Consider the following 14,555-nt stretch of genomic DNA (forward strand, 5'->3'; position numbering starts at 1 on the left):
CTGCTCGGTGCCGGCGGCGTCGCCAGCGCGTTGGCGTTGGCCCCGATCGCGGCCCAGGCCCAGCCTGCCTCGTCCTCCGCGGACGACACCTGGGCCACCCCGTGGGCGCAGAAGGTGCCCGACAGCCTGCTTGCCACGCATGTCACCAACAACGGCGGCACGCCGGCGTGCGAGCTGCCGGACGGTCGCGGATCCACCTACGTGCACTGCTATGCGCCCGACCAGATCCGGGAGGCGTACGGCGTGCCCGGCAGCTTGGCAGATGTGGCGAACGATGTGGCTGACGGCGGCGCGGGGCAGACCATCGTGCTCGTCGACTCCTACGGCAGCCCGACCGCGATCAAGGACGTCGACACGTTCGCCAAGCGGTTCGATGGGCCGACGCCGAACGTGGACCAGGTCTTTCCCCTCGGCGACCCCGGCTTCCTGTCCGGCAGCGGATCGTGGAGCGGACATGGGCAGGGCTGGTCCGGCCCCGGCTCGGCCGAGGGGTGGGCCGGCGAGGCCAACCTCGACGTGCAGTGGGCCTATGCGATCGCGCCCAAGGCCCACATCGTGCTTGTCGCCACCCCGGTCGCCGAGACCCAGGGTGTGCAGGGGCTACCGAACATGATGAAGGCCATCGACTGGGCCATCAAGAAGTACCCCTCGGGCACGGTCTTCTCCATGTCCCTGGGCACCGATGAGTCTGCCTTCCCGGGCAATTCGGCGTCCAGCACGTTCGCGAAGTTCGACCAGACCTTCAAGCGCGGTCTGGCGAAGGGGGACACCTTCTTCGCCTCCTCGGGGGACAGCGGGACGGTCGGTTCGACCAAGGCGCACCACGCCTCGGCGACCAGCCCCGACCCGCAGGTCAGCTACCCCAACGTGTCGCCCTACGTCACGTCGGTGGGCGGCACCCAGCTGCAGGACGGGTGGACCTGGAACCCGACAGGGTTGGACAAGCCGTGGACTGACACGGGTGACTACAACCCGGACTACTGGGCCTCCACCACCACCAGCGGCAGCAGCGAAGCCGTCGGCGACGAGCCGGCCTTCGAGTTCGGCACCGGCGGCGGCCTCAGCCACGTCTACCCGCGCCCCGCCTTCCAGGACAGCGTCAAGGACGTCGTCGGCAACCATCGCGGCGTCCCGGACCTGTCCTGGAACATGGCGCTCAACGGCGGCGTGATGGTCTACACCAGCTTCTTCCCGAAGACCGACGGCAAGGCATGGCACATCTACGGCGGCACCTCCGCCTCCAGCCCGCAGGTGGCGGCGTTGACGGCGCTGGCCAACGAGGCACGCGCGTCGATGAACAAGGCCCCGGTCGGCAACCTCAACCAGGTGATCTACAGCCGATCCTTCGACCAGGGCACGGCCTTCAACGACATCGTGACGAAGACCTACGGCGACGTGCCGAGCGGAGTCCGGGACAACAACCGGATGTGGACGCTGGACGCCGACGGGATCCTGCAGCCCGGGCCGGTGCCAGGTATGCCGACCACGAGCGGCTACGACCTGACCACGGGTTGGGGCTCGCCGCACGCCGGGGCGTTCATCCAGCAGTTGACGGACGCGAAGTGAGCGGCTCAGGGTCGTGAGCTGACCCCACGACGGAGTGGGCGGATCCCGGTCGCGCACGCCGGGACCCGGCCGCTCCGAGCAGCACGCCGGTCACCACTACGGCGCCGCCGACGAGTTCGGCGGCGCCGAGCCGTTCGTGCAGGAACAGCCACGAGGCGGACATGCCCACGACGGGCACCAGCATCGAGAACGGCGCGACCACCCCGGCCGGGTGCCGGGCCATGAGCCACGTCCACAGGCCCGACCCGACGGCGGTGGCGATCACGACGGTGTAGACCAGTCCCAGCACGGCCGGCAGTGCGGCCGGGCTCGCGGCAGTCGCGAGCGACCGGCCGATCGAGGCCGGTCCCTCGACAGCGAGGGACAGCGCCAGCATGGGCAGCGGCGGCACCACCGACATCCACAACGCCAGGTGCAGCGGGTTCGACGGGCGCGCCTGCCGATTCGCAAGGTTGCCGAACGCCCAGCCGAGCGCTCCGGCCAGCGTCAGCAGGAACGGGACCACGCTCGCGACCGCCGCCTCGTGCGACCCGACGATCGCCAGGCCGGCGACGGCCACGACGATCCCGACCACACCGCGCCGGCTGACCCGCTCGCGCAGCAGCAGCGTCCCGAGCACCAGGGTGAAGGGCGCGGAGGCCTGCAGCACGAGCGAGGCGAGGCCGGTCGGCATACCGGCGGACATGCCCCAGTAGAGGAAGAGGAACTGCAGGGTGCCGAAGCCCAGGCCGTAGCCGAGCAGCCAGCGCAGGGGAACGTCCGGGCGCGGCACGAGGAGAACGGTGGGCACGGCCACGAGCGCGAACCGCAGGGCGACGAGGAACAGCGGCGGGAAGTGCTGCAGCGACAGGTGGATGGCCAGGAAGTTCAGGCCCCACATCACGGCGACGGCGCCGGCGAGGGCGCGGTGGGCGATCGGCATACCGTCCACGGTGACGGCGCGAACTGGTGAGGACCAGCGAAATGTCCTTTATTGACTGTGTAGCGTGACTACATGGATGTCCGTCACCTGATGCTGCTGCGCGACTTTGCCGAGCGGGGGAGCGTGCACGCGGTCGCGGCGGCGACCCACCGCACCCCATCGGCGGTGTCCCAGCAGCTCAAGGTCGCGGCACGGGAGTTCGGCGCGGTCCTGGTCGAGCCCAGCGGTCGCGGGCTGCGGTTGACCGAGGCGGGCCGGCTGCTGGCCGCCGGCGCCACCGAGGTGGCGGCCGCGATCGCCCAGGTGGAGGCGCACTGGGACGAGTTCCGCGCGGCGCCGGTGGGCACCGTCTCGATGGCCATGCTGCCCAGTGCGGCCACGTTCCTGCTGCCCGCCGTCCTGGCCGACGTGCAGGCGGCCGGCATCGAGCTGCGCTGCCACGACGTCGATGTGGCCGAGCTGGAGTTCGCTGCGCTCGTGGCCGACCACGACGTGGTCCTGGCGCACAGCCTGACCGCCGACGCCCCGGCCGGGACGCGTGGGCTGGCGGGGGTGCACCTGGTGCGGGAGCCGTTGGACATCGCGCTGCCTGAGGGGCACCGGCTGGCCGGTCAGACCGCCTTGGAGCCGAGCGAGCTGGTGGACGAGGACTGGATCGGGGTGCCGACAGGGTTCCCCTTCGATGCGGTGCTGCAGGGCATCGAGCGACGGACCGGCCGGACGCTCACGGTGCGGCAGCGGCTGAAGGACAACCGGCTCATCGAAGCGCTCGTCGCCGCTGGCCACGGGATCGCGGTCCTGCCCCGGTTCACCACCCCCACCGGTCGCGGACTGGTGCTGCGACCACTGCGTCAGGTGCCCACCGGACGGCACGTCTTCGCCGTGATGCGTCGGGACAAGGCCGAGCGTCGCGCCGTCCGGCGGGTCCTGCAATCACTCGTGCGCGCGGCCGCGGCCGCCGCATAGAGTCGGCGGCAGGACGCGCCAGCAACGGGCAGAGCCCGAGCCGGCAATCCCGGCAGGGCAACAACCATGAGGAGCAGCAGATGAAGTCAGGCATCGACCTCGCGGCGATGGACACCACCGTGCGGCCGCAGGACGACCTGTTCGGCTACGTCAACGGCACCTGGGTCGAGCAGACCGAGATCCCCGGCGACCGTGGGCGTTACGGCACCTTCGACATGCTGCGGGAGGCCGCCGAGAGCGACCTGCGCGACCTCATCGAGGAGGCGGCCGCCGCGGAGGACGCTCAGCCCGGCACCGCCAAGCGCAAGGTCGGCGACCTGTTCGCGAGCTTCATGGACGAGGACCGGGTGGAGCGGCTGGGGATCGAGCCGATCCGGGAGGACCTCGACGCCGTGGCCGCCGTGCAGGACAAGCGGGCGCTGCTGGCGCTGCTCGGCCGGCTGCAGCGGGACGGTGTCGACGGCTTCGTGCAGGTCTTCGTCAGCACCGACGACCGCGCCTCGGACCGCTACGTCGTCTACCTGGAGCAGGACGGGCTCGGGCTGCCCGACGAGTCGTACTACCGCGAGGACAAGTACGCCGACATCCGCAGTGCGTATGTCCGGCACGTCGCCACCATGCTCAAGCTCGCCGGGATCGACGGCGCCGAGGGGACGGCCGAGCGCATCATGGCGCTCGAGACCAGGCTCGCCGGGTTCCACTGGGACACGGTCGCCACCCGGGACGCCGTGAAGTCCTACACCAAGCTCACCAGCGCCGACCTCGCCAACCTGACGCCGGGCGTGGACTGGGCCGTCTGGCTTGAGGGCCTGGGCGCACCCGAGGGGTCGTTCGAGGAGGTCATCGGGCGGCAGCCGACCTTCCTGACCGGCTTCTCCGAGGTGCTCGACGAGGAGTCCCTGCAGGACTGGAAGGACTGGCTCACCTGGCAGGTCGTGCACAGCTACGCGCCCTACCTGTCCGGCGACTTCGTCACGGAGAACTTCGAGTTCTACGGCAAGACGCTGTCCGGCACGCCGCAGATCCGCGAGCGGTGGAAGCGGGGGGTCGGCCTCGTGGAGGAGGCGATCGGCGAGGCCGCCGGCCAGCTCTACGTCGAGCGTCACTTCCCGCCGGAGGCCAAGGCGCGCATGCAGGAGCTCGTCGCCAACCTCGTCGAGGCCTACCGGCGCGACTTCGACTCCCTGCCGTGGATGGGGGAGGGCACCCGGGAGCGGGCACTGGAGAAGCTGGCGACGTTCCGGCCGAAGATCGGCTACCCCGACACGTGGCGGGACTACTCGGCGCTGACGATCGAGCCGGACGACCTGCTCGGCAACGTCCGCCGGGCCTCGGCCTTCGAGTCGCACCGCCACCTGTCCAAGATCGGCCAGCCGATCGACCGGGAGGAGTGGTTCATGACTCCACAGACGGTCAACGCCTACTACAACCCGGGGATGAACGAGATCGTCTTCCCCGCGGCGATCCTCCAGCCACCGTTCTTCAACGTCGACGCCGACGACGCCGTCAACTACGGCGGTATCGGTGGCGTGATCGGGCACGAGATCGGGCACGGATTCGACGACCAGGGTTCACGCTACGACGGCCACGGCAACCTGGCGGACTGGTGGACCGCCGACGACCGCACGCGCTTCGATGCCTTGGCGCACCGGCTCATCGAGCAGTTCAACGAGCTGGAGCCCCGTAACGCGCCGGGGCACACGATCAACGGAGCCCTTACGGTGGGCGAGAACATTGGCGACCTCGGCGGGCTCACCATCGGCTACAAGGCCTACCAGATCGCGACCGAGGGCCCCGAAGGCCTCGACAAGCCGGTGATCGACGGGTTCACCGGCGACCAGCGGTTTTTCATCGGCTGGGCCCAGGTGTGGAAGGGCAAGGCCCGGGAGCAGGAGGCGATCCGGCTGCTCGCCATCGACCCGCACTCCCCGACCGAGCAGCGCGCCAACATCGTGCGCAACCTGCACGAGTTCTACGACGCGTTCGAGGTCAAGGAGGGCGACGCGCTGTGGCTGCCCGAGGACCAGCGGGTGCGCATCTTCTGACCGGGCGGGTTCGGACCGTGGCGCTCGCCAGCCCGCCAATCTAGGGAGTCTCCGCGCGATCTCGGGACTTTGCGGACCGCAAAGTCCCGAGATCGGCGGGAATGTGCCTAGATCGGCGGGAATGTGCCTAGATCGGCGGGTGGGGTGCGGTGGGCGGCGCCTTCCTCAGGTGGGGGCCGCGCCGGTGATCCGGTGCACCGAGAACGACCGTTCGGCCCCGCCGGCGACCTGCCCGTAGGCCCGGCCCCCCTCCACTCGCCTGGGGTAGAACAGCATCCGCTGCACCTGCCCCGCCGCGTCGGCGTGCCCGATCCAGACCCCCTGCCGGTCCGCGGCCGCGTCGCGCAGCAGCGCCAGCGTCACCGCCGGGTCGCTCGCCGGCAGTCGTGGACCGGGCTGCTCCTCCTCGCGGCTCCTGCGGTATGCCGCAGCCTCCTCACCGGCGCGCAGGGCACCTACCAGCGACTCGGCATACTCCTCGTCGACGGTGGTGGTGCGGACCGGAGAGGCGGCGCGCCGCGGGGGCGTGCGGTGGCGTGCGCGTTCGGGCACCACGAGTCCGCCGTCCGGGGTCTCGACGGCGGGGGCGTAGCCGTGGTCGCGCAGCAGGTCCGTCGTCGTCGACGGCGACGCGGAGCCGACGAGGACGGTGGGGGCGATGCGGCGCAGCTGGAGCGGGGCGAGGCTGCGATCCACCAGCATCGCGTCCAGCACGGTGGTGTCGTCGCTGCGTACGTAGCACGACGCCGAGCCGATCCGGGTGCGACCGTGCCGGCGCGCGACATCCCCGACGAGGTACTCGAGCGGCTGCGGCACGTCGGTGCTGCTGGCGTCGCGCAGGGTCTGCAGGACCTGGTCGGCGGTCCAGCCGGCGTCGAGGATGCGTCGCAGGCTGTCGGTGGAGAAGCGGAAAACCGTGGCGCCGCCACGGGACTCGACCTCTGCCGCCGTGCGCATGAACCGGTTGAGGCTGCCGTCGAGCCGTCCCGGGGCGATCGCGGTGAGGTCGGCCTGCAGCAGCACGTGCTCGGTCGCGGTGGGCAGGTGTTCGGCCATGAGGCGCTCCGCCTCGTCGCCGGACCCCGCGAGCAGCGCCCGGCCGGCCCCGCCCAGTGCGCCGCGACCGGTGACGCCGACCCACTCCGACTCGCGCAGCACCACCTCGACGCCGCTGCCGGATTCGGCGCGGCGCAGCGGGTGCCGCCACTGCAGGCGTGACCCCAGTGAGCCGTGGTCGGGCGCGAGGCCCGCGGGCAGCAGTCGGAGCTCGGTGAGCACCTCACGGCGCAGCCGCCGTCCCGGCGGCCAGACCGTGCCCTCGCTGAGCGCGTTGACCCGACCGGTTCCCCGCCGGCCGTGAGTGCCCACGAGCGCCGGGTGGCGGTGCGTCTCCAGCCACGCCCGGGCGAGGCGGACCCACCGCACCGCGGCCGGCTGCTGTTGCCAGTCGTCGTAGGCCGGGGTCGGGGCGAAGACCGGGTCGATCGACTCGTCGTCTGCGAGCAGCCCTGCGGCGTGGACGAGCTCGACGAGGAAGGCGGCCCGATCCGCCTCGATGTCCAAGGCGGCCCCCACCAGACCGAGGTCGCGCACCGAAAGGCCGCCTCCCCGCAGCACCCGGGGCGGATCGCTGCCCCAGGCCTCGGCGAGCTCGTCCACCTGGGTGAGCAGCTCGGCGGCGGAGCCGCCCGCCACCTCGTCCACGGTGGACATCTCGTGCGTCCGCCCCTCCGCCTCCGGCGGGAGCAGCGAACTGTCCCGGTGCAGCCGGCCATCCCGCAGGTGCAGGGCCACCTCGCGGGGGAGGATGACGTGGCGGTCCTCGCCGCGCACGAGCAGGTCCGCCTCGACGAGGCCGTCCGCGGCCCGCGCCATGGGCCCGTCGGCCGGCACGACGGCGCTGGCCGGCCCCCAGGTGAGCCGGTCCAGGATCGCGCGGCCCTCGTTGCCGACCTGGGCGAGCCGCCGGGCGAGCCCGGCAGCGTCGGGAGTGGACGGACGGCCGGGCAGCAGGTCGCGCAGCGGGGGCCCGAGGCCGGCGACCGGGCCGAGCAGCTCACCGACGATGCGCACGACGTGCAGCCGCTCCCCGCTGCGCCACACCAGGGCGGCATCCCACAGGTCCTGCACGAGCCCGGTCACCAGGGGCCCGTCCGCGAGGGCCTCCCCAGTGGGGGCAAGCAACGCGGCCACCTGCTCACCGCTCGACGCGACCGAGACCGCTTCCAGGGCATGCAGGTGCGCCACGTCCAGGCTCTCGAGCGCCCGCTGCGCGCTGACCCGGGTGCTGGCACGCGCGGCCAGGGCGGTCAGGTCGGTCGGTGCCGGCCGCGCCAGGTCAGGGCGCAGCAGCAGCAGGCGCTGCAGCTGGGAATCGGAACGGGCCCGGATGTCGTCGGCCAGGCTGCGGGCGTCCACGGGACCGACCGTGGAGCCGGCGGGAGCGGACGAGGCGGGCACTCGTCATACGGTAGTCGGCAGCCGGGCGCTCACCGAGACGTGAACCTGTTGCTGTGGCCCGCGCGCTGCCAAGATGAGGAGGACCGCTGCGAGCCGCGCAGCCGACGTCAGGAGGATTCGTGTCGACACCTGCGCTCCCGTCCTACAGCTCGACCACCGCGGACGCACCGCTGCTCGGCGACACCATCGGTGACAACCTCGAGCGCACCGTGGCCCGCTTCGCTGAGCGGGACGCGCTCGTCGACGTGCCCAGCGGCCGCCGCTGGACGTATGCCGAGTTCAACCGGGACGTGAACCGGCTCGCCAAGGGGCTGCTCGCCCAAGGCGTCTCGGCCGGGGACCGCATCGGGATCTGGGCGCCCAACTGCGCGGAGTGGACCCTGCTGCAGTACGCGACCGCCAAGGTCGGCGCCATCCTGGTCAACGTCAACCCGGCCTACCGCAGCCACGAGCTGGCCTTTGTGGTCAACCAGTCGGGCATGTGGATGCTGGTCAGCGCGGTGCGGCACAAGACCTCCGACTACCGCGGAATGGTCGACGAGGTCCGCGGGGACTGCCCGGAGCTGGCCGAGGTCGTCTACATCGGCGAGGAGAGCTGGGACCAGCTCGTCGACGGTGGCGACGGGGTGCCCGACGAGCAGCTGATCGAGCGCATGGGCGAGCTGACCGCCGATGACGCCATCAACATCCAGTACACCTCCGGCACCACGGGATTCCCCAAGGGCGCCACGTTGAGCCACCACAACATCCTCAACAACGGCTACTTCGTCGGCGAGCTGATCAACTACACCGAGCAGGACCGGATCTGCCTGCCGGTGCCCTTCTACCACTGCTTCGGGATGGTGATGGGCAACCTCGCGGCGACTTCGCACGGGTCGTGCATGGTCATCCCCGCCCCGTCCTTCGAGCCGGCCGCGACGCTGCACGCGGTGGTGGCGGAGAAGTGCACCAGCCTCTACGGCGTGCCGACCATGTTCATCGCCGAACTCGGTCTGGCCGACTTCGCCTCCTTCGACCTGTCCACGCTGCGCACCGGCATCATGGCCGGGTCGCCGTGTCCGGTGGAGGTGATGAAGCGGGTCGTCGCCGAGATGCACATGGGCGAGGTGGCGATCTGCTACGGGATGACCGAGACGTCGCCGGTGTCGACGATGACGCGGGTCGACGACGACCTCGCTCGCCGGACCCAGACGGTCGGCCGGGTCATGCCGCACATCGAGGTCAAGGTCGTCGACCCCGTCAACGGCCGTACCCAGCCGCGGGGGGAGGCCGGCGAGCTGTGCACCCGTGGGCCGAGTGTGATGCTCGGCTACTGGGAGGAGCCGGACAAGACGGCGGAGGCGATCGACCGGGCCCGGTGGATGCACACCGGCGACCTGGCCGTCATGGACGACGAGGGCTACGTCTCGATCGTGGGACGGATCAAGGACATGGTGATTCGCGGCGGGGAGAACGTCTACCCGCGCGAGATCGAGGAGTTCCTCTACAGCCACCCCGCCATCGCCGACGTCTCCGTGATCGGGGTGCCGGACCAGAGGTACGGCGAGGAGATCATGGCCTGGGTGATCATGAAGCCCGGTCAGGAGCCGCTCACCGTCGAGGCCGTGCGCGAGTTCTGCTCCGGCAGGCTGGCGCACTACAAGATCCCCCGCTACGTCCACGTCGTGGAGGACTTCCCGATGACGGTCACGGGCAAGATCCGCAAGGTGGAGATGCGCGAGAAGTCGATGGAGTTCCTGGGCTCCGACGGCTGACATACTGTGGCCGGCATGGAGAGTGAGACGTACCGGCCGAGCGGCGAGCAGTGGACGATCCGGCACGGCGGCCACGAGGCGGTGGTCGTCGAGGTCGGCGGAGGGCTGCGCAGCTACACCGTCGACGGGCGACCGGTCCTCTTCGGCTACGGCGAGGGAGAGCAGGCCTCCGGTGGCCGGGGGCAGTTGCTCATGCCGTGGCCGAACCGGGTGCGCGACGGGCAGTACGACTTCGGCACCGGCGGCTCGCTGCAGCTCGCGCTGTCGGAACCGGCCAAGCACAACGCGATCCACGGCCTCGTCCGGTGGAGCATCTGGCGGGCCGCGCGGCAGCGCGACGACTCGGTCACCGTCGCGTGCCGGCTGCGCCCGCAGCAGGGCTGGTCGTGGGCGCTGGACCTGTCGGTCACCTACGCCTTGGGCGACGAGGGGCTCACCGTGACGCCCTCGGCCCGCAACGTCGGTATGACGGCCGCGCCCTTCGGGTTCGGCGCCCACCCGTACCTCACCGCCGGGGAGAGCCACGTCGACCAGTTGCGGCTCACCGTGCCCGCCGCGACCTCCCTGACGGTCGACGACCAGTCCATCCCGGTGGGCCGGGCCGGCGTGGAGGGCACCGATCGCGACTGGCGGGCGGGAGGGGTCATCGGCAAGGCGGTGATCGACACCGGTTTCACCGATCTCACAGCGGGCGCGGACGGTCGCTGGCGGGTGCGGGTGGAGAACCCGGACACCGGTGCCGCGACCAGCCTGTGGGCCGACGCCGCGGCGTTCCCGTTCACCCAGGTCTTCACCGGGGACACGCTCAGCGAGGACCTGCGCCGGACCAGCGGAGTGGCGGTCGAGCCGATGAGCTGTCCGGCCAACGCGCTCGTCTCGGGTGAGGGTCTCGTCGTGATCGAGCCCGGCGGGTCCTGGAGCGGTGAGTGGGGTGTCACCCCGAGGTGACAGGTACTCGCGCGGACCTCAGTGTCGCCAGCGGTACTCCACCTCCGGCCGGCCGGCTCCCGCGTAGCGGGAACGGCGCTCGGCGAGCCCCGTCTCGCACAGGTGCTCGGCATACCGACGTGCCGTGACGCGGCTGACCTCGAGCCGGTGGGCGAGGTCGCGGGCGGACAAGGGTTCCCCGCTCTCGCGCAGGACGCGGCTGGCGCGCGCCAGCAACTCCTCGGACAGGCCCTTGGGCAGGTGGGCGCGCCCCGTGGTGCGCAGGGTTCCGAGCATCTGGTCGATCTCGGACTGGCTGTTCACCGCGTCCGCGGCGCCGACCCGGTGGGCGTACGAACGGTACGCCTCCAGCCGCTCGCGAAGAGTCTGGAACACGAAGGGCTTCAACACGTACTGCACCACGCCGAGCGAGACAGCCGAGCGCACGATCTCCAGGTCCCGCGCGGACGTCACCGCAATCACGTCGGCCGGGTGGCCCGCCGCGCGCAGTGCACGCACGATGTCCAGGCCGTGCCGGTCGGGGAGGTACATGTCGAGCAGCACCACGTCCACGGCCTGTTCGTGCAGCGCCCGGATCGCCGCTCGACAGGTGCCCACCGTCGCGACGACGGTGAAGCCGGGCACCCGCTGGACGTATGCCGTGTGGGCCTCTGCCGCGACCGGGTCGTCCTCGACGACGAGGACGCGCAACGACGGCTCCTCGCTCACCGGCCACCACCCCACGGCAGCCGCACGACGAAGCGGGCGCCCGGCGGGCCGTGCACCTCGATCTCCCCACCGAGCCGGGTGACCGACTGGGCCACCAGCGCCAGGCCGACGCCGCGCCGGCCGGCCTGGCCGGCGGCCTTGGTGGAGTAGCCGCGGCGGAAGGCCTGCTCCACGTCGCCGGTCAGCCCCGGCCCGTTGTCCGACACGGTGAGCACTGCTGAGCCGTCGCACACCCGGGCGTCCAGGGTGACCCGTCGGGGTGCGGGCGCCTGGCTCACGGCCTCGAAGGCGTTGTCGAGCAGGTTGCCGGCGATCGTCACCACGTCAGCTGCCGGCGCGATGCCCTCGGGCCACTGCGAGCCCGGTTCGATGCGGAACTCGACGCCTCGTTCGCTGGCCTGTGCCGACTTGCCCAGGAGCAGCGCGGTCAGGGCCGGCTCGCCGGAGACGGCGCCGACGACGGCGTCGGTCAGGCCTTGGGCCTGGGCGAGCTCGTCGGTGGCGAACGCGAGCGCCCGCTGGGCGTGCCCGAGCTCGATGAGCGAGACGATCGTGTGCAGCCGGTTCGACGTCTCGTGCGCCTGGGAGCGCAGCGCCTCGGACAGGCTGCGCGCCGAGTCGAGCTCGCCCGTCAGGGCCAGCAGGTCGGTGCGGTCGCGCAACGTCACGACGTAACCCAGCGGTCGGCGCCCGGCGACGGCGACGGCCTTGCTCACCACCAGGGCGCGACCTCCTGCGATCTGCAGTTCGTCCTGCCGGGGTGCGTCGTCGGTCAGCGTCGCGACCATCGGCTCGGGCAGGCCGAGCTCGTCCGCCCGCCGGCCAGCGGCGTCGTCGGGCAGGCCGAGCAGCCGGGCCGCCTCGTCGTTGGCGACCCGGATCCGGGCCTCCAGGTCGGTCAGCACGAGCCCGTCGGTCACGGCGTGCAGCACCGCGTCGTGGTAGTCGTACATCTCCTGCAGCTCCCGTGCCCCGAGTCCGCGGGTCTGCCGCCGCACCCGACGCGCGACGACGGCCGTCCCCAGCCCGCAGAGCAGGGCCGCCGCGACTCCCGCCGCGAACAGCACCGGAAGCTGCTGGCGCACCGTGGCGCTCACCTCGGCCTTGCGCACCCCGACGGACACCAGCCCGACGACCCGGCCGTGGTCGGACACGGGCACCACCGCCCTCCGGGAGGGTCCCAGCGTGCCGGTGTAGTCCTCGACCACCTGGCCGCCGGCCGCCGCCGGAGCGATGTGCCCGATGAAGACCTTGCCGATCTCGGCCGGGTTGGGGTGGCTGTAGCGGACGCCGCGCGGGCTCATGATGACGACGAAGTCGGTGCCGGTCCGCAGTCGGACGTGCTCGGCCAGCGGCTGGAGCACCCGAGAAGGGTCCGGCTGCTGCACCGCGCGAGCCACGAGAGGTGTGGACGCCACCGACTTCGCGACGGCGACCACTTTCGCGGTGGCTTCCTCCGTGCTGTATCGCGAGGCCTGCAGGTAGGCGCCGGCCAGTCCGGCAACGACCACGAGCACGGCCACGAGTACCTGCAGGGCGAACGTCTGCCCGGCGACACTCCAGCGCCGCGGTGCCGTGAGCACCCGGCGGACGACACCCGGTGCCGCTGCGGCCGGCGCGCCGGTCACGGCTCCTGTCCGAGTCGGCCGACGGCGAACTCAATGAACACAATCGTGATCCTCGTCCTTCATCCCGCCATTGTGACGTGAGCCGCCACTCCGGTGGGCACACCGATCCTGGAGGATGCCATGAGCACACACGTGGGCCAACCGCCCGGACAGACCCGACGCCGGCCCGATCGCACGCACCGCCTCTACCTCGCCGTCGTCGCCGCGATGGTGGCCGGCATCGCGGTCGGCCTCATCTGGCCGGACGTCGGGGTCCAGCTGAAGTGGCTCGGCACCGGCTTCGTGGACCTGATCAAGATGATGATCTCCCCGATCATCTTCTGCACCATTGTCCTCGGCATCGGTTCGGTGCGTCGGGCCACCCAGGTCGGGCGGGTCGGCGGGCTCGCGCTCGGCTACTTCCTCGCCATGTCCACCGTCGCGCTCGCCATCGGGTTGGTCGTCGGCAACGTCATCCACCCGGGTGCCGGGCTGCACCTGACCCAGGAGCTCGCCGCGACCGGCCACCAGCAGGTGGCCGCCGCCGAGGGGGGCACCACCGACTACATCCTCGGGCTCGTGCCGGACACCCTCGTGTCCTCGCTGACCTCAGGATCGGTGCTGCAGACTCTGCTCGTCGCGCTGCTGGTCGGCTTCGCCCTGCAGAAGATGGGACGCGCCGGTGAGCCGATCCTCGCCGGGATCAAGCACTGCGAGCGGCTCGTGTTCCGCCTGATGTCGATGATCATGTATGCCGCGCCAGTGGGTGCGTTCGGTGCCATGGCCGCCGTCGTGGGCGCCACCGGGTGGAAGGCGCTGCAGGGCCTCGCGGTCGTCATGGTCGCGTTTTGGATCACCTGCCTGATCTTCGTGATCGGCGTCCTGGGGACCATCCTGTGGGCAGTGGCGCGGGTCAACGTGTTCTCCCTGCTGAAGTACCTCGCGCGCGAGTTCCTGATCATCGTCTCCACCTCGTCGTCGGAGTCGGCACTGCCCCGCCTGATCGCGAAGATGGAGCACCTGGGCGTATCGCGTCCCGTCGTGGGCATCACCGTGCCGACCGGCTACTCGTTCAACCTCGACGGCACCGCGATCTACCTGACCATGGCGTCGCTGTTCATCGCCGACGCGATGGACAAGCCGTTCGGCCTGGGTCAGCAGATCTCGCTGCTGCTGTTCATGGTGGTCGCGTCCAAGGGCGCCGCCGGCGTCACCGGCGCGGGCCTCGCGACCCTGGCCGGCGGGTTGCAGTCACACCGGCCCGATCTGGTGCCGGGTGTCGGTCTCGTGGTCGGCATCGACCGGATGATGAGCGAGGCGCGCGCGCTGACCAACTTCGCCGGCAACTCGATCGCGACGGTGCTGGTCGGGCACTGGGTCGGCGAGCTGGACCGGGTCCAGATGCACCGGGTGCTCTCTGGCGCCGACCCGTTCGACGAGTCGAGCCTGGAGCCCGCTGTCGAGGATGACCAGCCGGTCCGGGTCCCGGTGCCGGAGGGGGCGCCGCCCCTGCAGCCGGCGGGTGCCGGAGTCTCCTGACGGTCCGACCGGTCGACCCACAGCACTCAGTAGAAGTGCT

The 14,555-nt window shown here is 71.4% G+C and carries 10 protein-coding genes; 6 read left to right on the forward strand and 4 right to left on the reverse strand.

Annotated elements, in window-relative coordinates; genetic code table 11:
• On the forward strand, positions 1–1,566 hold a 1,566-nt coding region (locus tag VFL99_RS09440; RefSeq protein WP_325106095.1), incomplete at its 5' end, for a S53 family peptidase.
• Here VFL99_RS09440 and VFL99_RS09445 read toward each other — a convergent pair.
• Positions 1,538–2,488, reverse strand: coding sequence for an EamA family transporter (locus VFL99_RS09445; protein ID WP_325106096.1), 951 nt, complete (start codon positions 2,486–2,488; stop codon positions 1,538–1,540). The two genes, VFL99_RS09440 and VFL99_RS09445, sit on opposite strands and share 29 nt — an antisense overlap.
• 72 nt (positions 2,489–2,560) lie before the next feature.
• Between VFL99_RS09445 and VFL99_RS09450 the strand changes: the two genes are divergently transcribed.
• Together VFL99_RS09450 and VFL99_RS09455 are read left to right on the forward strand one after the other, a co-directional pair.
• Entirely contained in the window at positions 2,561–3,454 is an 894-nt protein-coding gene (locus VFL99_RS09450) for a LysR family transcriptional regulator (RefSeq protein WP_325106097.1), read from the forward strand.
• A gap of 80 nt (positions 3,455–3,534) precedes the next feature.
• Entirely contained in the window at positions 3,535–5,499 is a 1,965-nt protein-coding gene (locus tag VFL99_RS09455) for a M13 family metallopeptidase (protein ID WP_325106098.1), read from the forward strand.
• A gap of 165 nt (positions 5,500–5,664) precedes the next feature.
• Here VFL99_RS09455 and VFL99_RS09460 read toward each other — a convergent pair whose 3' ends face one another.
• Positions 5,665–7,959: a helicase-associated domain-containing protein gene (locus VFL99_RS09460; RefSeq protein ID WP_325106099.1), complete on the reverse strand. Its 2,295-nt coding sequence runs from the start codon at positions 7,957–7,959 to the stop codon at positions 5,665–5,667.
• A 119-nt stretch (positions 7,960–8,078) separates the two neighbouring features.
• Between VFL99_RS09460 and VFL99_RS09465 the strand changes: the two genes are divergently transcribed.
• Both VFL99_RS09465 and VFL99_RS09470 read left to right on the forward strand, forming a co-directional pair.
• Positions 8,079–9,713: an AMP-binding protein gene (locus tag VFL99_RS09465; RefSeq protein ID WP_325106100.1), complete on the forward strand. Its 1,635-nt coding sequence runs from the start codon at positions 8,079–8,081 to the stop codon at positions 9,711–9,713.
• A gap of 15 nt (positions 9,714–9,728) precedes the next feature.
• Complete coding sequence (locus tag VFL99_RS09470; protein WP_325106101.1) at positions 9,729–10,661, forward strand: aldose 1-epimerase family protein; 933 nt, start codon at positions 9,729–9,731, stop codon at positions 10,659–10,661.
• Positions 10,662–10,679: 18 nt separating this feature from the next.
• Here VFL99_RS09470 and VFL99_RS09475 read toward each other — a convergent pair whose 3' ends face one another.
• A complete protein-coding gene (locus tag VFL99_RS09475) occupies positions 10,680–11,369 on the reverse strand; it encodes a response regulator (RefSeq protein ID WP_325106102.1) in 690 nt (229 codons plus the stop codon).
• Entirely contained in the window at positions 11,366–12,997 is a 1,632-nt protein-coding gene (locus VFL99_RS09480; RefSeq protein WP_325106103.1) for a sensor histidine kinase, read from the reverse strand. Before VFL99_RS09480 ends, VFL99_RS09475 begins: the two co-directional genes overlap by 4 nt.
• A gap of 120 nt (positions 12,998–13,117) precedes the next feature.
• Between VFL99_RS09480 and VFL99_RS09485 the strand changes: the two genes are divergently transcribed.
• Positions 13,118–14,515, forward strand: a complete 1,398-nt coding sequence (locus tag VFL99_RS09485) for a cation:dicarboxylate symporter family transporter (protein WP_325106104.1) — start codon at positions 13,118–13,120, stop codon at positions 14,513–14,515.
• Positions 14,516–14,555 lie beyond the last annotated feature (40 nt).

It is taken from the genome of Segeticoccus sp., assembly GCF_035708005.1.